We start from the raw sequence: 21,553 nt of genomic DNA on the forward strand, positions 1-21,553 counted from the left end.
CAGAAATCAAATTACAATTCCATACTTTCAATCCCATGAAAACACATACATGAATCAATATTACAGGATTATTTCGCTTCCTACAGACACCAGCTCAAAGCCTGTGAACCTATCAGATATGAGTTTCATGGCTTCAAACCCTGTGCAGTGCATCGGAGCTACTCGTTCAACGCCGAGCGACTTGAGATGATCCATGGTCTTCAGAAGTCTCTCAGTGTCACCAGAATATAGATGGAATCCACCAGCTATCATGAATATCTTCGAACCGGTTATTTTCTTCAAATGATGAACGATATTGACTATTCCGATATGCCCGCATCCTACGATGAGGATCAATCCTTTCTTCGAGTTCATCAAAAGAACTTGCTCATCAACAAATGTATCGGGAACTAGCACACCGTTCTCTTCAACCATATAATTGCCAAGTTGCTCAAACGGGAATAGACGTGGTATTTCCCCGGACGTGCGTATACCCTCAAAGATCTCTCTCGGCTCAGAATCTAGGATCATATTTGCAGAACTGAGTGCCTCTAAAATCTTACTTGGAGGCGAGAGCTCGGTTGTCTTTTCGTTTACAAGAGAAAAGCGACGGCGAGAAAGCGACTTAGGGTGCGTAAAAATCGGAGTTTTCGCTGTAATGAATGGTAAAAGACCGCCGACATGATCGTAATGGCCATGCGTTACAAATACCGCATCGATCTTCTGGGGGGATAACTCAAGCAATTCCAAATTGTGAAGAAGAACTTCTTCAGAAGCTCCTGCGTCTACGAGAATCCTCCGGCCATTTTCAGTCTCTACCAACATGGCAAAGCCATGCTCCGAAAGGAAATGCTTTGCCGGGGAATCCAGCCTCCTCACCAACCCTGAGGGCGAATAAGGAGGGGCAGATGTATTATCAACAACAGAAATCAGCCGCACTTACCGTCCAACTCCTCTCTTTTGACAATTTTGAGCTCATTAAATCTGAGAATATTATCTGGGCATACCTGCTCACAGTTCTTGCAAGCTGTCCCCAGGCAATATTCTGTAGCTATCCTAATCCTGAATTCCTTCCGTCCGATCTTCTCAACCGTCAAAGCCCTCTCAGGACATTCCATCTCGCACCTCTTACAACCCTTGCAACCTGGGAAGGAACCTAGCAAGTACACGCCTACGTGATCTAGAGTCTTCAGACCTCTCGATCCTACATTTGGTATGTCCCTGTCAACAATTCTCAGCGTTTTTTCCGGCCTCACGATGTTTGGTAAAGGTGACAATCCTGCGAGCTTCAACATCTTATTGTAATAATCCATCGGCATTCCCTCTAGCCAATATGCAACCTCATTGATGTATATGTCCTCGAATATCTTTGATGTCGCAAACATGATATGCTTTGAAGCTATCGAATCAGCAACGGACTGCATCATATCAAGGACGGATGGGTCAACCAGCAAATCATAAGCCATCATCAAGGATGTATTGCCGACTTGGACAGTCTTCTTAACAATTCGAGGGACTAGACCACATGTTTGCGCCTTAATCGGATCAACATACGTACCCGATGCACCGGCAAGATACATCGTTTCTATATCTTCATCCCTTATCCCAACTTCTTCGATCAGAGTCTTGTGGCCAGCGCGGATAGCTCCCATAGCTTTGCCAGCTTCCCGCAAGTCTTTCTCATTAAACGTAATATCGTCCTGAAAATGAAGTGTCTTATCCTCGGTTGCGATGCCTGGAAGCTTGATTAGGCCTGTTTCAAGACCGAGCGCGACTGCTGCCACAACACCAGTTCCTGTGATTCCTCTTGCCTCAATATCGTCTAGCTTCTTAGTCTCACCAGTTCTAGGATCGATCAAAGAGGCCTTTCTGGGACCGAGGCGATCGTCAAGAACAAAATTCGACCAGTAGCCGTCGTTTTCAATGTTGAGATCCGAAATTGCATAGGGGGCAGCAAGCATCCCATGAGAAATATGTTGACCTTCCATTGCTGGTCCAGCAGCGGCACTGCCACTGAACAATTCCCCATCGTGATAGAGTCCCATCTCAGCATTTGTTCCATAATCAGTAACCATGCATGTTTCCTTTTTCTCAAGCATTTGAGACTTGATGATCATGGCAAGTGCATCCGCACCAACTTCATGCCTAATGGCAGGCGGTATTGCAACTTCCGTTTCAGGATCGACTGAGCTCAATCCTATTGTCCCAGCTGTTGTCACGTGCCCTCTTCGGCTGGGTCTCGTTACATTTAAACGCTTCAAGATCGATTCGCCAGCATAGGCGAGATCCCGCACTTCAATGCCTTCAAACATAGATAGTTGAGCGGGGTTTCCACAAACTGCAATTCTCTTTATCTCTTTACAATTAACACCATGAAGCGCAATAAGCTTATCAACGGTTTCAAGAATGATTCTATGACCAACCTCTGAACCATTTTCAATCCAGAAATGCAAATGATCCATGATATTTGCGCCCGGAAGCGGATGCCTCATAGTGATTGCTGTTGAGATTATCTTGCCCCTATTTGAAAGATCGACCAGGTGAGTTCTATAGCCGCTCGTTCCTAAATCAAGTGCTATGCCGTATGCCATGGAGGTTACCACCGGGTATTTTGATTTCCATATTTAAAGATGCACTCAAGAATGCAATGGCAATTTGAAAATATTCGATGATTATACTCAGTCTATTGTGCATTTTCTCTGAATCTCAAAGACTTGTCTTACAAAAGCAGACCGTGTCCATCTATAATCGAGCAACTGGTTATTTACATTTTAAATTCTCTGGTTTGGAATAGAAGTGAAGATGAAGGTGTGATATAATGGTTTAAAATAAAAGATTCACCAGTCCTCATCGACATAACTCAATCATCTTAAATTTCCGCTTCGGTTCTTTGTTTACTTGGAAAAAATGAATTCATTTTTGGGACATAATGTTTTTAAGCCGCCAACTTAAAAAAACGACGAAATAATTCTCGAGTTCCTTCAAATAAATGCATATAAAAATTAAATGTGGGATTCGATAGAACCCCACCGATACTTAAATTATCCTTTTACCGCCTTGACAAGTGCCTGTATATTTTCCTTCGGCACTCTAGCAGCAAGACCGCAGCCGGGCGCAACCAAGTGGAAACCTGATTTTGCGACTCTCTTTGCATCCTTCATGACATCATCTGGCGTACCCTGCAAGAGCGGCTTTACCACACCAACATTTCCAATTAGTGCCACTCTATTGTTAACGATTTCGACTGCCTTCTCAGGAACTACCTTTTCTTCAATGCTCAATCCATCCACACCTGTGGCCATCATATGCTCGAGTAATATCGTTGTATCTCCACAGATATGCAGAACCCTCTTTGCATCAACATTTGAGAATGCTTGCTTTATGTACGGCGCTGCAAATTCATCGAACATCTCACCAGAAAGCATGTCTGTAGATGCAGATGGGTCGCTCATCACGATGACATCCGCACCAGCGTCCGCAATCGCCTTCACATACTGGTGCTCGATTTCGGCAGCAATCTTCAGAAACTTGTGCACGGCATCAGGATCAGTAATAATCCAGAGCAATATGTTCTCCGTTCCAACGAGGTGACCGGCAATGGTAAATGGGCCCGTTGTACCAACAACCACAGGCAATTTTCCTTCAACCTTTTTCTTTAGAATCTTCGTGGCCTCGACAACAATCTTCGCACGGCCGCGGCCAGCGAAATCCTTTGGAATCTCAACCTCGCTTGAGGCTTCGTATGGGTGTTTCTTAACCATTGGCGTCCTGTCTATTTTACCAAGATCTACAGTTGCTCCCATGATCTCCGCTTCAACCGTGAGACAAAAAGGCAATCGAGCTGATTCAAGTCCAAAGACCTTGTTAGCCGCCATCGCCAGTGTTGCCATTTTCTCAGGATCTGTATGCGCGTCTGGCCAGTAGACACCTACAGCTTCCATTTGATCCACAGTCGCACTCTGTGTGAAGCAGACAACAGGAGGTCTGTCTAGTGGCTTGCGATTCAAAGCTGCTATTACCCGATCCCTTGGATTCATTCCATCGTTCACAAAATTCCCTCCTTACGTAGTAGTTATTTACTCCTTTTTTAAAATATCTTATTGAAACTTTTCTACTTCAATGTTTCGAAAAAGGGTGATAATATGTACAAAATTTGAACTTCGAATGCAACATTGTTGCAACAAATCCCATTCATACTTTCGGTATGCCCATTGCTGTTGCTCTTACATCGACCCAGTTAATGAATTTCATTTCCTTACCGTAGCCATCTGAGAATCTGCGCTCAATAATGTCAATCTTAATGCTTACATTGCCTTCAATACCAGCAGCTGACACTCTATCGGCAACGAATCTGCTCGCGTAGGACTTCGCCGAAGCAACAGCCTCTTCAACGTGTCCATATTCAATTGGCGTCGTACCTGGTGCAAATACCAGGAATTTCGCCTCCTTGGGATAGACCCTGACAGTTATAGATTCCATAATCTGACTGCATACTGCACCGATCGCATTTCCAACATCGTAATTATCCGGAATAATAACCCTTGTCCTCATTCTTTTTTCGAGTGGCGCAACGAAGATCTCGGCCGGCGCCCCTATTGCAACTATAGGACGGTCGAAGCTCGTCGTGATGTTCATGGAATCAAAGCGCTTTTCACCAGTACTTGCTTGTAAGACCCTCCTCAATATTTTCGAATTTTCTGAGATGCCAGTTTCGTCGTAAATGATTTTCCTGATGATCTCTTCCCCCACCCGCGTTGACATTCGCAAAAGCACTTTTTCGATAAAATCGTCTCGCGAATACCCAGCTTTTTCAGCCATATATCTAACACCGAATTCAGAGGCTTCGATGTCCCCACTCATGTAGAGATTCGCTACGTGCATGATATCTGTAGGCGTCAAACCCGTCTGCAGCACACGACCGCGCCTTTTCAAGCTATTGAGAACTTCTCTTGTCAATACAACCTCAGTAACTCCGTCCATAACCTCGAACAGCGTTGAAGGACCATTAGCTATAAGGAATTGCAGAATCTTCGATTCTGGCTCTCTTAAACCTTTAGTATTGTGAGAGGACGCAAGATAAAAATTGAGATCAGAATATCTTCTCAGACGTTCCCTGAAAGTAGTGCATGAGGCAGAGGCTACGGCCAGTGGTACTACTCGCTCAGGTCCTATTTGCAATTCACCGTCATCATCGATCCAAATGCAAGAGTCCCCACCGAGGCCGCATGTCCACATATCCACGGCCTTAACCCTCGTTCGCCATCCACCGACAACTGCCCCTTCCGAGACCAATCTCGGAAATCCGTCTTCGAGAAATGCAATGTCTGTTGACGTCCCGCCGATATCAACTACAACACAGTTGTCAACTTTACCCAAAACCTTTGCCCCCATCAGGCTTGCTGCTGGACCGGATAGAATCGTTTCTATAGGTCGCTCCTTAGCCATTTCGAGCGACATCAAACCGCCATCACCCTTGAAAACCATGATCCTTGACTTCAGACCCAATTCATGAAGAGATTTCTCAACCGAAGCCATGAATTCGTGCATAACTGGAATCAATTTCGCATTCAGTACAGCTGTCACAGCTCTTTCATAAATTCCAAGATCTCCAGTCAGCACGTGACTTAAAACAACAGGAACATCTGTCCATTTCCTGACGATGTCTTTCGCTCGAATTTCGTGAGAGGGATTGCACACGCTAAAGAGACCTGCAATTGCAATGGCATCCACCTGTCCAGCCATGTCTTGGGCAATCTTATCAACAGCTACAACATCAAGTGGCTCATTTTGATTCCCAAGGGAATCGTGGCCACCCCTAATAAATTCATACACGTCGCATCCAAGATTCCAATCATCACTGGGCTTCCAACCGATGCCTATGAGACCAACTTTTCCCCCCCTTCCTTGAAGGATAGAATTTGTGGCAATGGTTGTAGATATGCCAACTAATCGTATATCCTCTGGGTTCATACGAAATGCATTAAGAGCCATTAATACGGAGTTTTTGATGCCAATTGAAAGGTCTTCATAGGTCGTAGGAGATTTTGCTTTCGCGAGAACTTCTCGGGTATTCATATCGACAATTACGCAATCAGTAAATGTGCCCCCAGTATCGATGCCCATTCCAATTTTTTTCGTTGCTGGAACTGATTCTGATGCCATCGAAATTATCACCAACATTGACACTTTAAACTGATGCTGACGAATAACCGATTCAAATTATTAAAAAATTACAGAGGGCATGTGCCCTCTCATCAAGATGAAGTTTACTTCTTTTTCAGAAGCTCAGCTGCTATCTTTACAGCTTCAACGGCGTCGTATCCCCACGCATCAGCGCCGATTTGCGCTGCAAATTCCTTGGAAGTAGCTCCCCCTCCTATCATTGTTTTTACAGGACCCTTTAAACCAGCCTCTTTCAGCATTCTTTCTAGTTCTCTCATTCCCGCTAGCGTCGGGGTCATAAGGGTCGATGTTGCGAGTATATCGGCCTTTACCTCTTGTACTTTTTCAATGTACTTCTTCAAAGGAACGTCTCTTCCCATATCAAACATCGTGTTTCCCGCTCCAGTCAGCATGGCCTTCACGATGTTCTTTCCTATATCATGAACATCTCCCTCGACGACGCCGATAACGATCTTACCAGCCGCACCAGTTGCTTCTACTTTGAGCTTTGGCAAAACAACGTCTAATGCCGCATACATTGCCTGGGCAGACAAAAGAACTTGAGGCAGGAAGTATTCTTTCTTTTCGTATTTTTCACCAACAACGGCCATTCCCTTGCTTAGACCATCAAAGATAATCGTTTGTGGTAGAATTCCAGCATTGAGTGCCTGCTCTGCTAGCGGCTTGGCCTCTTTGATTTTTCCCTTCACCACGACTTCGGCTAGCTTATCCAGAATCTCATTACTCATTCAGCGCTCCCTCCACAAATTAAGACTTGTTTTTTGGATTGGGGTTCCTTATTATAAACCCTTTTATGGATGGATACACCATCCACCTCTATCCATATATTAACGATAGTGATTTAATTAAATCAAAATTATAGGAATTGGATGATTGCAAGACGGACAGCATCCATCTTCAAGGTGCATCTCAATTTTCGCAAAATCAGGACAAAACCGACTGATTTCAGAATTCCTAACGCAAACTTTTGATGGATTCACACTTTCTCTTCGTATAAGCAAGGCACCGCATACCGGACAGTATGTGTTCTGGTGTTTACTCCCAACTGCTCCACCAATATAAGTGTATTCAATTCCACATTCCCTAGCGATGTTGCATGCTTCCAACAATTTTTCGAATTTCTGCGCGGGCAAATGCGACAGCTTGTAGGATGGTTGAAATCTGAAAAAATGAATTGGTGTGGTAGAGCCAAGATTGCTGAAGACCCATTTTGAAAATTCCACTATTTCCTCTTCACTGTCATTCAATCCTGGTATCAAAAGGTATGTCAATTCCAAATGGACGCTCGAATCTTTTGCGGCCAAACATGTTTCTAGGACATCATTTAAACTCGCATTGCATATTTCTCTGTAAAACTTCTCGCTAAATCCTTTGACATCGATATTCGCTACATCGATGAGATTGAATAAATCTGCTCTAGCCTCTTTATCGATAAACCCATTCGTGTTGATGAGCGAAAAAAGACCAGCATTTCTTGCTCCAAGAGCAACATCGAGCAAGAACTCGCACCAGACGATCGGTTCATTAAATGTCCACGCAATCCCATCAACATCCTTTTCCAGGGCCTCTATGACAACATCATCTGGATCTGAATTTCTATATTCAAGATCCTCACCAGAGGATCTTGCTAAAAAGTAATTCTGGCAATTCTTGCAGTCCATATTGCATCCGAAAGTACCCAGGGACAAGAGTTTTGAACCTGGTTTATAATGATAAACAGGTTTCTTTTCAATAGAGTCAATGTTACTTACGCAGATGTTACCGTACGTAAGCGAATAAAGCGATCCCCCTAGATTCATCCTAGCATGACAAAATCCTTTTTGTCCTTGCTTTATTAGACAGCGATGAGGGCAAAGCAGACATCTAACTTCATCCTCGCCCACGGCGACCCAATATCTCGCCAATTTCATCTTCATCTATTTCCATTCCTTTCTTAGTAATCGTCCTCTTCATTCTGAGAAGCACCACAGACAGGACATTTCATTTGATTTTTTTGAAGTGGAAACCCACAGACAATGCATTCGCGCATTGCCATTCTACCCCTCAATTAATGTAATGGAAGTGGGCACCTAAATAGTTCTCCATTCAGTCCTGATCATCCGCACGGGTAAAGATTTTTGATCGTACTGGGTGACCATCAAACAATGAAAAATCTAAGTTAAAGTGCAGATGAGGAAACCACATATATTCCAGTATGAAACCTAGCAATTACGATTTTTTGGAATCGAAACCCGCATTCCTAGATCTGCTTCAACCTTTGTCTGATCGAATACTGCAATTCAATTTTCAATACGAAAATATGCAGAAAATCAAACAGTTAAAGATCGTATCGTTTCAACAGTCCCAAGTTTCAGCAATCCGACATCGCTACATGCGTAGATTTCTGCACTCGAAAGATTTGCCTTTTGGAGAATGGGAGAGAGGCACTCGCTCGGATCAGCTCTCACTATATCAACACCAGTAGCAAGCGGGCTAAACGCTGGCATTACTAAAATCCTTTCATCTTTTAGATGGACAAAGCATGGTAACTTAATTGCTGCTCCCACCCTGTCAAGGAGTTTTACTGATGGATGTTCGTGACCTATGATTAGTGGTCTTTGCTCAGCATATAGATGACCATGGGAAAAAGTAATACCACCTATCTCAAGTTTATTTACCATATCTATTTTCAATTTAGATGCGATCGTTTTGAGATAATTATCATGATTTCCACGAATGAGAATAACTCTTGATCTGTCTTTGAGGAATGAGAGTACAAGACGAACTTCGTCCCATTCCTGCTCAAGATTACGACTGAATTCGTGTTTCAAATCGCCAACTACAATAATCTGTTCAGGAGAGTATTTATCAATAATCCTCTGAAGCGAATTTTTCATCGTCTTCATTTGCATTCTCGGTACAAAAAAGCCATTCTGTTCCATTGCAGACTCAATTCCTATGTGCAGATCGGCAAGCGCCAAAATCATATGAGATTTGACGAGGATACAAAGATCGTTCGTGATTTGGATTCCAGGAAAAACTTCGAAAATTTCCATTTTTCGCCTCGCAATTATCTTATTTTTCTCCTATTTTTTATCTTTGACCATGATCGACAAAAAAAAGTAAATGACGACCACCAGCATGTGTGCTTTATGATGATCCAAGCAGTGCACTTTCACTAACCCCTACACAAATGATACAGAGAGTCTTTAACATTTGCCAATCATCGATGATCGAGAATTCATTCATAATCCTGCCCCGAATAAGCTATGCTACTGAGATGAAACTCTGGAGAATGGGAATTACAACTTGGGAAGATTTCATAAATTCCAGTAAAGTGAGCGGCTTCAGCAAGATTCGAAAAGAAAAATGCGACAAGATACTCTCTTTAGCTTTCCGTTTTATTGACGCAGGAAACTCTTCATACTTCAAAGCAATGCTTCCTTCATCTGAACAATGGAGAATTTATTCTCGATTCCGAGATAGAGCTACTTATTTGGATATTGAGATAGACGGCGAGGGCCCGTCTAAGAAAATTACTTTGATAGGAATCCACAGGAACGGGCAAACCCATTCTCTAATCAGGGGGATCAACCTTACTAGGAACATAGTGCGTGAGATTCTTAAAGACAGCACGATTCTCGTTACATTCAATGGCAGCTCCTGCGATATTCCACTCTTAGAAAAAGAGTTTCCATTTATAGCATCACGCATTCCTCATTTTGATCTGCATTATGCTTGCCGTCGAATCGGGATCACAGGAGGATTGAAAAAGGTGGAGCAGGCGGTCGGAATCAAGAGGGAAAGAAATCTAGAGTATCTCACAAGCGAACATGCTTCTTATCTCTGGAAACTCTGGGAGAAAAAAGGAAATAAGAATGCATTGAAACTTCTCGTTAGCTACAATAGGGAAGATACGCAAAGCCTGATCACCTTGGCAACATATCTGTACGAACAGCTTAAAAGGGAATTACTCAACATTATCACCGAATCACAGAAGATGGGGGATCGGAGGATTGCATCGGGTACAAAATCTTGAGGGTTTTAGGAATGCTGCAAAAGATATTGCCGAAATTCTTCAAGGATCTTCTAGAGTTTCCATAGTTACGCATATAGATGCTGACGGTATATGCGGCGCCTCTATCGCCTCGATGGCCTTGGAGCGCGCTGGTATTGAGCATATAGTCAGGTTTGTCAAAAGGCTGGACGAGATCGAAATCGCCCGCATAAATGGAGATCCGGCAGATGTCGTATGGCTTGTTGATCTGGGCAGCGGAGTGCGTTCCCAAATAAAGCATCCTTGCGTCTGCGTTACCGACCATCACATTCCAGAACAAAACTCATTGAAAAGGCGGCATGAAGGCCAAGTAAACTTGATGAGCTTCCTTCAAACGCATCTTAACCCTCACCTCTTTGGAATCGATGGGTCCACGGAATTGAGTGGAGCTGGGACCGCATATATGGTCGCAAAAGAGATGACAGAAAAAAACATGGATCTTGCATCTTTAGCTATTGTGGGGGCGATTGGAGATTTACAGGATTCAACGGAGTGCAGACTGCAGGGTATGAACAGAGAGATACTAGAAGATGCTGAGAAATATTCCAAAATGGAGACGATTAGAGACTTACGTGCATTCGGAAGAGAAACTAGACCGGTGAGCAAAATGCTCCAATATTCCACGGATCCGATTCTACCTCAATTAACAAATAACGCTGATGCATGTAACAAATTTCTTTCTCAACTCGATATTCAATTGATTGAAGGGTCTGAATGGCGTCATTGGGTTGACCTGCCATTCGAAGAAAAAAGGAGAGTTGCCTCTGCGCTTTGTCATCATCTCATTGACTCAGGAAGTGGCCATTGGGCTGTCAGGCGCCTCATTGGGGAAGTATTCATTCTCAAAAAGGAAAAACCAAGAACGGCACTCCACGATGCAAAAGAATTTGCCACTCTTCTCAATGCCTGCGGGAGATATGGGGAAGGCGAAATCGGAATGAAGATCTGCAAGGGAGATAGAGAAGAGGCCCTCGAAGCTGGTTTGAGATTGCTCCAAAATCACAGAGGAAATCTAGCCGACGCGATTTGCCTGGTGAAGGGACTAGGGGTAGTAAGGGGACGCAATGTGCAATACTTTCATGGAAAGGATGAAATTCTTGACAGCATTGTCGGCATCGTAGCTGGAATGGTTCTTGGGTCGGGCGAAATCCCCTCTGATTTGCCGATCGTTGCCTTTGCTCAATCCGAAAACAACAAAATCAAGGTCTCTGCAAGGGGCACCAGAGATATGGTTAAGAAAGGGCTCGATCTTGCCGAGGCTGTGAAACTCGCATCGAAGAAGGTCGGCGGCATCGGTGGAGGACATAATATTGCCGCTGGTGCTACAATCGACGCAGGGAAAGAAATCGAGTTCATCGAAGAAATTGATAAAATCATCGAATTCCAACTTTCATCAAGAGCTACTGAATGAGCTTCAGCAAGATAGCTTGCTGCGCATGTAATCTATTTTCGGCTTGATCGAAAACAACGCTGTTCTTGCCCTCAATCACTTCATCCGTAATTTCCTGCCCTCTATGAGCGGGCAGGCAGTGCATGATTATACAGTCCTCTTTTGCATTCGAAACAAGCCGTGAATTTACTTGGTAGGGAATGAATGCACTCTCGCGCACTTTTGCTTCTTCTTCCTGTCCCATTGAGGTCCAAACGTCTGTGTAAATGACATCGGCACCTCTGACTGCATCGACAGGATCTCTTACAATCAACGATTCACACCCATTTCGATGGGCAATCGATCTTGCTTCGGCAGCGATGTCTTTATTTGGCTCATAGCCAGATGGACACGCAACTACAAAATTGAGTCCAACGATCGCGGCACCAAGTAGCAGAGAATTGCACACGTTATTGCCATCTCCAACATACGCCATTTTGATTCCCTTGAAACCCCCCTTCTTTTCTAGTATGGTAAGAAGATCGGCGACAATTTGGCATGGGTGTTCAACGTCGTCAAGCCCGTTGATAACTGGGACGCTCGCGTGTTTGGCTAGTTCGAGCAGGGCGTCATGACTGAAAGCACGGTACATTATGGCATTCACGTATTTACTGAGGACCCTTGCCGTATCAGCAATTGTTTCCCCCCGTCCTAGTTGAAGGTCTTTCGGGCTCAAATAAAGCGCATGTCCGCCAAGCTGAGCCATCCCAACCTCAAAGGAAACTCTTGTTCGGGTGCTAGGCTTTTCAAATATCATGGCGAGCGTTTTCCCCTTGAGCATGCCGTCTTTTCTGATCTTTCCCTCTTTAAGATTTTGGGCTAGAGTCAGAACTTCATTCATATCTGATAGCAAGTCCTTGACAGAAAGTAAGTCTCGCTTCATCATTATCTGATGATGAACCTAAACAATGCATTTAATTGTTGCGAATAGCAGCGAGCTACAGAATGCCTTCATTGTCGGATTTGTATGAACTGCGAATACACATGAGAAGAATATGAAATGACCTTACTCAACTGGACGAAGCGAACCAACTAAACGGTTGAATTTAATATAAAAGTCAAATAAATAACTGTTTTTATCTATACCAGACTATCTATTTTCAGAAAGTCTAATAGTTTTTGCTTTCTATCCTGGTGAAGATTTAGCCATCGGTTTGCAACATTGAGTACCAAAGAATTCATAAAAATTTTCTTGTTATTCCGACAAAGAAAAACATTTATTATGAAACAAATCTTCACATCCGCCGCATGGCCGGGATGGGGTAGCCTGGTATCCTGTGGGACTGTGGATCCCTAGACCCGAGTTCAAATCTCGGTCCCGGCCCCATATAATCTTGTGCACTCGAATTCCTTTTCCAGAATCGAAAGATAGCGCGTTTCGATGGTTTCGGGGTCAATTGGAATGATCAATATAGACTTTGCAGTGATTACTTCGTCCTTGATAGACAAAAGAACTCTCAGAACCTTTTCTGGCGTATTGTTTGATACAAGATACTCCACTCCGTCGATCATTACAACGGCGTTCTCACCCTTTCTTAAAAACTCGACAATTGTATGCTGTAAGACTGAAAGATTGCTGGGATCGATTCGATCGGCACCTGGTTGTGCTGCCAACCAGATAATGGGCGTATTGTGAATCCCGTATTTCTGTGAAATGAGTTCAGGATGGTATCTGGTCACCAGAATACCTTTCCTTCCTTTCGAAATTTGATCAATAAAGGCGCCGTAGGCGATACTAGAATTCTTGCTCTCGATAACCAGACAAACAGGGGGGCTGAGTTTTTCGTAAATTGATTGAGCGGGTTCATTGGCAATTTGAATCAGCGCACCCCTTTCTCTTTCAGGAGAAATAACAAATAGTTTTTGTCTAACCACACAAATCATGAAAAAGAGTGATGCAATTAGAAAACCAGGGGATAAAATAGAAGGTAAGTCTGAATCGAACAACTCCATGACGGCGAGGCACAAAGCCCACAATAGCGGAGATGCTATGCCAGTCGCTAATAGTATTACCTGGGTTCTCAACTTGCTATCTTTTGAATGTTTGTATACATCCGCAAGTATAATAAGAGCTGCACTTGCATATCCAGCGAGGATAATGATGAGCGAATACTCAGCAGGTGAATCGGGAATACTCCAACCCATGTCCGTCATTAAAAGTTCCGAGACAAGCATCGCTGGGATTGATGCAAATATCAATAGAGGTATGATAAATCGGTACGAAGGATAGAAAATTCTCCGCCATCTAGATCCAGATATGAGAAACGAGGAGATGTATAGGAAGCCGCCGTAGATGATGACGAGAATGAAAATGACGAGCCTTGCAAGGATCTTAGCTGTTGCCTCATCTTCCACGTTCATAAATAGGAAATCGAGAAATCCAGCTACGAGAAAAAGGGACATCAAAAAAGCAAAGAACCTTGAGGCTGGAAGAAAGGGATTTTTTGTCATGACATACACACCAATCATAAACGCAAATGAGCCCGTGATGGGCGAAATGAGGGAGTAGATGTGTTGGCCTTCTAGCATTAAATTGCATTGATTATCGATCGTACTAAAATGCTTTTCTTTGCGGACGGTTGATCATTTCAAAAATATTTTGATGAAAAGATCGAGTCAGTAAGCAAAAAATATCCAAATAATGAGACACTTAGAATTTATTTGGACGAGATTGAATGAGTGAAATAAAGAGTTGCTCAGGACGGATAAATAGATCGAACAATTCGACCTGCGATGAAAACAAAGAAGTAAATGTTGAAAAATGATAACTCCTACGTTCCCCTCAGATTTCATTCAAAGAATTAATAAAGAAATTGGTGTATAAATGCCGGAGGTGCACGCCCATGGTATGGAACGGCCCGCTCAATAGAATCGACGATTTTCGCTACGAAATCCCTCAGAACTATAAGAAATGCATGAGAACCAGCAGTATCCTATACATTGACAGCAAGATGCTGGATACTGTGAGAGCTGATAACGCCCCGGAGCAGGCGGCGAATGTGGCATGTTTGCCTGGCATTGTTGGAAAGGCTCTTGCTATGCCTGATATTCATTGGGGATACGGTTTTCCGATAGGAGGTGTCGCCGCATTTGATGCTGAAAATGGCATAATTTCTCCTGGTGGCATAGGTTTCGACATCAACTGCGGAGTCCGCCTCGTGCGAACTAACCTTGCGGTTCAGGATATTAAACCCAAGATCAAAGAGCTCATATCCGTTTTATTCAGAAACGTTCCAGCTGGCGTTGGTTCAGAAGGTGTCACAAGCGTTGCCGCAAATCAAATAGACGACATTCTTGAGTTAGGGGCAGAATGGGCCGTTAAAAAGGGCTACGGCTGGGAAGAGGATCTTAAAGTTACGGAAGAAGAGGGGAGAATGAAGGTAGCAGATGCCGATGCGGTAAGCAAGAAAGCTAAGGATAGGGGCATCCCTCAAGTAGGATCATTGGGCTCAGGAAATCATTTTTTAGAGGTTGACGTCGTGGAGAAGATTTATGATCACGAAGCGGCTAAAGCCTTTGGACTTGTTAGCGAGGGCCAGATCGCAGTCACTATTCATTGCGGATCGCGAGGGTGTGGACACCAAATAGCAACTGATTACCTCGCTGTTATGGAGAAGTCTACGAGAGATAGAAAACTTGAACTTCCCGATCGTCAGCTTGCATGTGCGCCGTTGACTTCAAAAGAAGGTGAAAATTACTTCAAGGCCATGGCTTGTGGCGCTAACTATGCGTGGGCAAACAGACAAATGATACTCCACTGGGTCCGGCAATCGTTTGAGGAAGTCTTCAAGCGCAGTGCAGAGGATATGGATATGCACTGCGTTTACGATGTGGCACATAATATAGCGAAAATTGAGGAACACATCGTGAATGGAAAGAAAGTGAAGGTATGCGTCCATCGCAAAGGGGCAACCAGAGCATTTCCTAAAGGTATGAACGAAGTACCCGCCAAATATAGAGATATCGGGCAGCCCGTCATTATCCCTGGAGATATGGGTTCTGGCGGATACGTATTGGTTGGTACGGATAGAACTATGAAAGAGGCCTTCGGATCAACGTGTCATGGAGCAGGCCGACTGATGTCAAGAGAAGCTGCTATTCGGCGATACAGAGCAAATGAGGTGTGCGCGGAGCTTGAACGCAGGGGAATATATATTAAGTCCAGCACAAGGGATGGGATCATAGAAGAGGCTCCAGGCGCCTACAAAGACGTTGATCATGTTGTATCTATCGTAGAAGGTGCGGGGTTGTCAAAGAAAGTGGCCCGCCTTTGGCCAATCGGTGTTATGAAAGGCTGATATAAAAAAATTACAATCCAGCTGGGAGGTCGTCCAAATATACATCTAAGGGGCTACAAAATTCCATCGAGGTGAGCCGAGGATTTGATCGAATTATTGATAATCCCAATTGGAGATCTAGATGATGAGATTATCAAAGACCTTGCAGGTCGCCTTGAATCGAAGTTTGGGGTTCCCCAAATCTCATCGAAAATGCCAGTCCCTCAAGCAGCATATAACCCTTGCAGAAATCAATATGACAGTTGGCATCTTCTGAAAATCTTGAAGAATCTTCCTGGCAACATCCTTCTTGGGATTACACACGTTGACTTGTATGCTGAAGGGCTCAATTTTGTCTTCGGACGGGCGGAAGTCGGAGGGAGATGCTGTTTAATTTCAACTGCAAGGCTTTTACATCACGACACAAAGATTTTCTACAACAGAATTGAAAAAGAGGCGATCCATGAGATCGGACATGTACTAGGTCTTCGTCATTGTAGCAACAGAAAGTGTGTTATGTTTTTCTCCAATTCGATTTTTGACACTGATGCGAAGGAGGCCTGGTTTTGCGAACGTTGTTTCATTGCAATAGATCCAAGGAAATTTGCCATCAAGTCTTTCCATTAGCCTTCCTTCTGGACATGAAGTTTGATGATGAAAATTACTGAGCGAGGATAACCTTTTTTGCAACGTCACCGACAATATCCTTATATTTTTCAGGTGCCGACACCATTACAGCCCATGAGTGAACGCTTCTATTCTGCAGCGCCTTTGCCAGGGGACTGTGCCTTGCAAGGCTCTTTACTTTATTCCCATCGAGTATTGGAACGTCGGTTTTGCCGATGCGCGGTTCGGAGATTAATAGTTCCTTCTCAGGGACGTCCACGATTACATCAGATTCCTTGATTTTGGCGCGTTTAGCAATTTTCGCTTCAGCCTCTTTTCTTTTGTAATAGTTTGTAAGTTCTAAAAGACATGAAAGAGTGTTCTCATCGAGATCGGCGATGTTTATCGAAAATGCTTTCTTGTAAAGGTGGCGGTATTGTAGTGCCGTCATTATACACCTCGCTTCTCCCCCAGATCTCAATAGCTTTGATGCAAACGTACAATCAGTTTCCATTTGGATATCATTAAAGACGTCTTTAGGCGCTGATTCAGCAGCCTTGCAGAGCATCATTTCAGCAATTCGAACGGTCTTGTGGAAATATACTGAAGTGTACATTAACGCCCTGGCCACGAGAAGTCCTTCGGCGGCAACCAGACCGCTCTTATCAACGACAAGATCTCCATGAAAGATTGCAACAGTTTGGAGAAGTCTGTCAAGGTCTATCGTCCCGTGAGCTACACCGGTATAATGGGCGTCCCTCAACAGATAGTCCATTTGATCCACATCAATCGGACCGTGTATCATTTGCCGTAAGTAATTTCTTCCACCAAAGAAGCCCTGTCCTCCCTCCACCTCAAGACGACTTTGTAACGAAAAATTAGGAGAAGATGATGAAACCAGTTCTGCCACATCATTTGGCGATATGTCTGCTTCCTCCAGAAGATCGCGTATCGTACCAGATACGCCAAGAAATTTCATTGTTCGGCGATTCACAGACATTTTTTCTCCCAATATAATAGATTTTGTGAGTTCTACATGGGTGAGACCAAGGCGATCGTTCAATACTGCCTCAAGCGTATGAGAATAGGGAGGATGACCTATGTCGTGCAGGAGTGCAGCTGCCATTACGCAGAGTTTTTCCTCTTCAGATAACTGCAAAGCATTTGCCATTTTCTCTGCTATGAAATAGGTTCCTAGTGAGTGCTCGAGTCTCGTATGGTTTGCACCAGGAAAAACAAGATGCGCTAACCCCAATTGATGAATACCGTGCAGACGCTGCATTTCCGGGCGCTCAAGAAGTTTGAGAAATATCCCATTGAGTCTCACGCTACCGTGAACACTATCGTGAACAATCTTGTAATCTGGCACCTAAACGTCAAAAGCGTTGTGAATATTTATTGTTATTGAATTGATGAGAAATTCAAAAAAATAGAACGCAATGAGGTTACATTAGTATTCCTAGATAAGAGCAGAAATAGAAATAGAGAGAAACGGGACATGGATAGGGACAAAAGTCTAAGTAAAACCGCCTTTGATCTTTTGCCTATCAATTTTTATTCCATTTGGGGCCACTACAAGGAAATTCCTACCGATAGCGGCAACATCGCCATTCGTGTCACGAGCAACGGATTTGAGCTCACTTGTGATTCGCTTAAGGGTAAGAGAGTCGTTTGCAATGGCAGAATAATCAATGATGAGTATGTTTCCGTTGTAGACAGGTTGTGTAATCGTTCTCAAATCCTCGTACCTGTAAATCTCAGCAACCTTAATCATTCCTTTACCTGAAAGAGGGCTTCCCTCGTCAAAACTCAGCTCCCCAAGATCTATATACTGATCGCTCTCAACGGTTTCGACTTCCTCCTTAGGTTTTCCGAACGGCTTTCTAATCAATGGCATCGCATCCCCTCAATGTAATGGCCCGAGGCATTATTAATCTTTTCTGAAAGGCACCCATTGCATTGGATGTTTCTTGAAAGAAAAATCGTTGTTCTGAAAGCAATTAGCGATGTTACATTAATCCATCAACTTATTTTGTGCATAATCGATGTGTCTAGTCCACAGTATCCTGATGTGCTCAGGCACTTCTGGTTCAGGTACGCTGTTGAATCTGCAAATAAACACATCTAATAAAATCTGTGTTACCTTCAGAAAATTTCTATTTCAGGTGCATGACTTGCTATGTTCCAGATCAAGAAAATCCGAAATTTCTTGAATCAGATCGCAGAATGATTTTTGCATTTCCCATCTCTAGGAAATTAACATTCAAGATTAAAAAATGTTAAAGCATATTCGATGTGAAAAATCCATATGACTGATCAGCCCAATTCTTCGCTAAATTTCCACAGCTTATCTCCAACCCAATGCAGTGTTTTTACCGCCTTTCCGCTTTTACTTTTCTTGATATCTTCTGCTGATATCAAAGCCTTTCCAATTGCAATTGGCACCCTGTTTCTTACATCTCTGATCCAAACTAAATCGCCTTCCCTGATGATTTCGTCGATCTCAACGATACCAGGACACATGACATCCGCACCATTGGAAATATAGGGTACTGCTCCCATATCAACCGTAACAAACATTCGCTGGGGTCTATATTTCAACAAACCCTTCATAGTGAGAAAAGGCTTGCCCTCATATACTACTGCTACAATTTCATTGTTCACGAAGATTAAATCAAAATCGCTACTCTCAGCTCTATCGACCGTGTCACTTGCATTGAAAACCTCTACACCAAGCTTCGAGGAAATTTCATTTGCTATTGCATCAATTTCTTTCCTTCTAAGTCTGTGACGCTTTCTAACTCTAAGATCGGACATTGAGTCTAAAATAAGGCACGGCCATAAAAATCCTTTTAATACGTCAATTTTTTCTAAATTTGAATCTTCCAAAAATGCCTTTTCTTTCCTTTCTAGTTTGTTCTTCTGAACTCTGAACCGATCCACCTTGATTCGCATTGGAGAACTGTGGTCTTCTGTTTTCAATCTTTGTACCCGATACTCCTACATGGGAGCCCGATGGGGCCTCGACAGAAAGAGGCGATACCTGTTCCGTCGAAGAAAAGGTCTGTTGATCCATAGCAACCACAGATCCTTCCCGTACAAGTTCTTCTGCAACCTGCTCCAATTCCACCAGATCATGACTTTCGAACTCAGCCCCGCAGTAAGGACACGTTCTCGCGTCTGCAGCGATCTGCCTGCTACAGATTGGACATTCTATTTGATCCGACTTGTCTTTCATAGCTACACACCCTCAGCAAATCCCATGATATTGAAGATTGCTCCTGAGCCAAACATATCAGGAATGGAGGTTTCAGAGTTTCTAAGTATCTACTAATTGTGTGCCCCTTTATAAGAATTTAAGGATGCATTTACCAAGAATGATAATACTTAGCATGATGAATTTAAATGATTAGACTGGCCAGTTCTGGTTAATTCCCTCCCGAAGAAGATCTTAGGAATGATCGAGAATGGAATAAGTGATGTGTCAAGATTTTTCCAATTAGCAGTTAAGCTTTGAGTTCCAGAAATCCCAACGTAGATGCCGACAGCGGCAAACTTCGCAATAATACGTTGGCCTTTTATACAGGAATTCAGCTATACCTTTGCATGCGATGGGGAATTTTTTTCGTACGATTGGTCCGAATTACTCTTAGCCTCTTTATTGCAGCGCTAGTTATATTGAGCATTTTGCCGCTGGCAATGGGGGGATTGAGAGTAGACACACCTCAAGACGAGGAGGGGGGAGTTAAGCTCGAGGGGGATATTCTGAAGATGTCCCTTCCCATTGAAATCAGCAACGGGGGATACTTCAGCATCGAAGACCTCTTGTTTCATTATGTAGTAACCGATCTCCAGGGGGAAACCGTTGCTGAAGATAGTTCAGAGCCAGTAACTGTCGAAGCAGGAGAGGACAAGAGAATTAATGTCGAATTGGAAATGAATCTTAATGATTTTAGCCCTTCGCACCTTAGAAGTCTCGTATTTGAAGGTGGCCAGTTCAATATGCTGATCGAAGTCAACAGTTACTACACGATGAGATTTTTCAGATTTAATTTAGCACTAAACGAGACGATCGATTTCGAACCGATGATTAACGATTACGGGATCCACACCGAGGGGATCACTCATAGTTATGACTCCAGCGCGGAGGCGATGACATTCTTCATTCCATATTATATATACGGATCGCCGATGCTGGAAGGACAGAGCTTGATTTTACGCTGTGCAATATTCAACAGCACCTCTGAAATAGCAGAAAAAGAGACGGCAATCGTTTTTTCAGTGCATAATGAACAATCAATGGAGGTATTGATAGTCGGCGAAGCTGCGCAGTATTTATTGACCTCGTCAGATTTGCTTACTATATCATTTGAGGTTGAATTCAAAGGTATTAGCGACAAGAAATCATTTCAGTACCAATGGCAAGGGGGTCAGCCTTGAGCGAGTTCTCATTTAAACACGGAGTATTATGGAAAGGTGCATTGTCGGCGATCATCAGCGCATTGAACTTCTTGATTGTGCCGATTATCATAATATCTGTCATTTCGAAATTTGGAGAAGAGATCCTCGGTGACTATTTTGCGGTGACGAGAAGTGCGATATTAACTATTGGAATTCCAATAATCATAATGAGTTTCTTGAAGGGCTTTTATCCGAAGGGATCAATATCGAGACTCATTTTCGGAATGATGACTGCTGCCCTCGTATGTGCGTGGATCTGGTTTGTATTGCAGGGAGGAATTATTAACATTCATGCAGAGGAAGTGGAAATCACGTTTGACTTCTCCATGTTTGTTGTTGTCTTAATCGTTATAGCAGCACTCGGTGGGGCACTCTATGTTGCAGAATTTGTCTCATTTAGAAAGGAATTTTTGGACCACGTACAGAGAAAAGAAGAGATGAAATCAGAAGAAAAATCTAAATCTAGTGAACTAAACGAGACGAAGCATGTGTGTGATGAAGTTGAAGAAACATCAACGAACGAAAGGCCATCTGAGTCGAGCGAAACAACAAACAAATGATCTAGACAACTGGATACCGCTT

At 43.4% G+C, this 21,553-nt stretch carries 20 protein-coding genes and 1 tRNA gene; 8 read left to right on the top strand and 13 right to left on the bottom strand.

The genetic code is table 11. The features are described from left to right. Window positions 1–60 precede the first annotated feature (60 nt). The 7 genes from QW087_03775 to QW087_03805 all read right to left on the bottom strand — a co-directional run bounded on the left by QW087_03775 (window position 61) and on the right by QW087_03805 (window position 9,197). On the bottom strand, window positions 61–918 hold the full coding sequence (locus QW087_03775; protein MEM2943839.1) for an MBL fold metallo-hydrolase: 858 nt from the start codon (window positions 916–918) through the stop codon (window positions 61–63). After that, window positions 909–2,570: a methylamine methyltransferase corrinoid protein reductive activase gene (locus tag QW087_03780; protein ID MEM2943840.1), complete on the bottom strand. Its 1,662-nt coding sequence runs from the start codon at window positions 2,568–2,570 to the stop codon at window positions 909–911. Before QW087_03780 ends, QW087_03775 begins: the two co-directional genes overlap by 10 nt. 450 nt (window positions 2,571–3,020) lie before the next feature. After that, entirely contained in the window at window positions 3,021–4,028 is a 1,008-nt protein-coding gene (locus tag QW087_03785) for an MtaA/CmuA family methyltransferase (protein ID MEM2943841.1), read from the bottom strand. A gap of 142 nt (window positions 4,029–4,170) precedes the next feature. Beyond that, window positions 4,171–6,141: a hydantoinase/oxoprolinase family protein gene (locus tag QW087_03790; protein ID MEM2943842.1), complete on the bottom strand. Its 1,971-nt coding sequence runs from the start codon at window positions 6,139–6,141 to the stop codon at window positions 4,171–4,173. Between the two features lie 104 nt (window positions 6,142–6,245). Beyond that, entirely contained in the window at window positions 6,246–6,890 is a 645-nt protein-coding gene (locus QW087_03795; protein MEM2943843.1) for a corrinoid protein, read from the bottom strand. Between the two features lie 117 nt (window positions 6,891–7,007). Beyond that, a complete protein-coding gene (gene amrS, locus QW087_03800; protein MEM2943844.1) occupies window positions 7,008–8,078 on the bottom strand; it encodes an AmmeMemoRadiSam system radical SAM enzyme in 1,071 nt (356 codons plus the stop codon). A gap of 393 nt (window positions 8,079–8,471) precedes the next feature. After that, complete coding sequence (locus QW087_03805) at window positions 8,472–9,197, bottom strand: metallophosphoesterase (GenBank protein MEM2943845.1); 726 nt, start codon at window positions 9,195–9,197, stop codon at window positions 8,472–8,474. A 173-nt stretch (window positions 9,198–9,370) separates the two neighbouring features. On the opposite strand from QW087_03805, the gene QW087_03810 reads away from it, so the two are divergent. Then, on the top strand, window positions 9,371–10,180 hold the full coding sequence (locus QW087_03810; GenBank protein ID MEM2943846.1) for a ribonuclease H-like domain-containing protein: 810 nt from the start codon (window positions 9,371–9,373) through the stop codon (window positions 10,178–10,180). Next, window positions 10,158–11,609, top strand: a complete 1,452-nt coding sequence (locus QW087_03815; protein ID MEM2943847.1) for a DHH family phosphoesterase — start codon at window positions 10,158–10,160, stop codon at window positions 11,607–11,609. Before QW087_03810 ends, QW087_03815 begins: the two co-directional genes overlap by 23 nt. Here QW087_03815 and argF read toward each other — a convergent pair. Further along, entirely contained in the window at window positions 11,599–12,513 is a 915-nt protein-coding gene (gene argF, locus QW087_03820; GenBank protein ID MEM2943848.1) for an ornithine carbamoyltransferase, read from the bottom strand. The two genes, QW087_03815 and argF, sit on opposite strands and share 11 nt — an antisense overlap. A gap of 365 nt (window positions 12,514–12,878) precedes the next feature. On the opposite strand from argF, the gene QW087_03825 reads away from it, so the two are divergent. Next, window positions 12,879–12,954, top strand: a tRNA-His gene (locus tag QW087_03825). Here QW087_03825 and QW087_03830 read toward each other — a convergent pair. Then, window positions 12,933–14,156 carry a DUF835 domain-containing protein gene (locus QW087_03830; protein ID MEM2943849.1) on the bottom strand — a complete coding sequence of 408 codons (1,224 nt, stop codon included), beginning with the start codon at window positions 14,154–14,156 and terminating at the stop codon, window positions 12,933–12,935. The two genes, QW087_03825 and QW087_03830, sit on opposite strands and share 22 nt — an antisense overlap. A gap of 314 nt (window positions 14,157–14,470) precedes the next feature. Here QW087_03830 and QW087_03835 point away from each other — a divergent pair, with 314 nt between their 5' ends. Next, complete coding sequence (locus tag QW087_03835; GenBank protein MEM2943850.1) at window positions 14,471–15,925, top strand: RtcB family protein; 1,455 nt, start codon at window positions 14,471–14,473, stop codon at window positions 15,923–15,925. Window positions 15,926–16,009: 84 nt separating this feature from the next. Continuing rightward, window positions 16,010–16,531, top strand: coding sequence for an archaemetzincin family Zn-dependent metalloprotease (locus QW087_03840; GenBank protein ID MEM2943851.1), 522 nt, complete (start codon window positions 16,010–16,012; stop codon window positions 16,529–16,531). Between the two features lie 34 nt (window positions 16,532–16,565). On the opposite strand, the gene QW087_03845 is transcribed toward QW087_03840, so the two are convergent. Both QW087_03845 and sepF read right to left on the bottom strand, forming a co-directional pair. Next, on the bottom strand, window positions 16,566–17,879 hold the full coding sequence (locus tag QW087_03845) for an HD domain-containing protein (protein ID MEM2943852.1): 1,314 nt from the start codon (window positions 17,877–17,879) through the stop codon (window positions 16,566–16,568). Between the two features lie 147 nt (window positions 17,880–18,026). Then, the gene (gene sepF / locus QW087_03850) at window positions 18,027–18,407 is read right to left on the bottom strand and encodes a cell division protein SepF (protein ID MEM2943853.1); all 381 of its coding nucleotides are present in this window, start codon (window positions 18,405–18,407) and stop codon (window positions 18,027–18,029) included. Between the two features lie 66 nt (window positions 18,408–18,473). On the opposite strand from sepF, the gene QW087_03855 reads away from it, so the two are divergent. Then, window positions 18,474–18,638 carry a hypothetical protein gene (locus QW087_03855; protein MEM2943854.1) on the top strand — a complete coding sequence of 55 codons (165 nt, stop codon included), beginning with the start codon at window positions 18,474–18,476 and terminating at the stop codon, window positions 18,636–18,638. A gap of 188 nt (window positions 18,639–18,826) precedes the next feature. Here QW087_03855 and QW087_03860 read toward each other — a convergent pair whose 3' ends face one another. Then, window positions 18,827–19,327 carry an RNA-binding protein gene (locus QW087_03860; GenBank protein MEM2943855.1) on the bottom strand — a complete coding sequence of 167 codons (501 nt, stop codon included), beginning with the start codon at window positions 19,325–19,327 and terminating at the stop codon, window positions 18,827–18,829. A 43-nt stretch (window positions 19,328–19,370) separates the two neighbouring features. Next, window positions 19,371–19,748: a zinc ribbon domain-containing protein gene (locus QW087_03865; protein ID MEM2943856.1), complete on the bottom strand. Its 378-nt coding sequence runs from the start codon at window positions 19,746–19,748 to the stop codon at window positions 19,371–19,373. A 395-nt stretch (window positions 19,749–20,143) separates the two neighbouring features. Between QW087_03865 and QW087_03870 the strand changes: the two genes are divergently transcribed. Both QW087_03870 and QW087_03875 read left to right on the top strand, forming a co-directional pair. Then, window positions 20,144–20,950 (top strand): hypothetical protein, encoded by an 807-nt coding sequence (locus QW087_03870; protein ID MEM2943857.1) that lies wholly within the window; start codon window positions 20,144–20,146, stop codon window positions 20,948–20,950. After that, the gene (locus QW087_03875) at window positions 20,947–21,531 is read left to right on the top strand and encodes a hypothetical protein (GenBank protein MEM2943858.1); all 585 of its coding nucleotides are present in this window, start codon (window positions 20,947–20,949) and stop codon (window positions 21,529–21,531) included. The genes QW087_03870 and QW087_03875 overlap by 4 nt, the downstream gene beginning before the upstream one ends. Window positions 21,532–21,553: the final 22 nt, after the last annotated feature.

Source organism: Methanomassiliicoccales archaeon (assembly GCA_038850735.1).
Lineage (GTDB): Archaea > Thermoplasmatota > Thermoplasmata > Methanomassiliicoccales > JACIVX01 > JACIVX01.

Bases quoted from the DNA above. Each gene is read 5' to 3' on its own strand.
- QW087_03795 (MEM2943843.1), bottom strand. From the start codon at position 6,890: ATGAGTAATGAGATTCTGGATAAGCTAGCCGAAGTCGTGGTGAAGGGA.
- QW087_03790 (MEM2943842.1), bottom strand. From the start codon at position 6,141: ATGGCATCAGAATCAGTTCCAGCAACGAAAAAAATTGGAATGGGCATC.
- amrS (MEM2943844.1), bottom strand. From the start codon at position 8,078: ATGAAGATGAAATTGGCGAGATATTGGGTCGCCGTGGGCGAGGATGAA.
- QW087_03805 (MEM2943845.1), bottom strand. From the start codon at position 9,197: ATGGAAATTTTCGAAGTTTTTCCTGGAATCCAAATCACGAACGATCTT.
- QW087_03855 (MEM2943854.1), top strand. From the start codon at position 18,474: ATGTTTCTTGAAAGAAAAATCGTTGTTCTGAAAGCAATTAGCGATGTT.
- QW087_03810 (MEM2943846.1), top strand. From the start codon at position 9,371: ATGATCGAGAATTCATTCATAATCCTGCCCCGAATAAGCTATGCTACT.
- QW087_03830 (MEM2943849.1), bottom strand. From the start codon at position 14,156: ATGCTAGAAGGCCAACACATCTACTCCCTCATTTCGCCCATCACGGGC.
- QW087_03780 (MEM2943840.1), bottom strand. From the start codon at position 2,570: ATGGCATACGGCATAGCACTTGATTTAGGAACGAGCGGCTATAGAACT.
- QW087_03860 (MEM2943855.1), bottom strand. From the start codon at position 19,327: ATGTCCGATCTTAGAGTTAGAAAGCGTCACAGACTTAGAAGGAAAGAA.
- sepF (MEM2943853.1), bottom strand. From the start codon at position 18,407: ATGCCATTGATTAGAAAGCCGTTCGGAAAACCTAAGGAGGAAGTCGAA.
- QW087_03835 (MEM2943850.1), top strand. From the start codon at position 14,471: ATGGTATGGAACGGCCCGCTCAATAGAATCGACGATTTTCGCTACGAA.
- QW087_03865 (MEM2943856.1), bottom strand. From the start codon at position 19,748: ATGAAAGACAAGTCGGATCAAATAGAATGTCCAATCTGTAGCAGGCAG.
- argF (MEM2943848.1), bottom strand. From the start codon at position 12,513: ATGATGAAGCGAGACTTACTTTCTGTCAAGGACTTGCTATCAGATATG.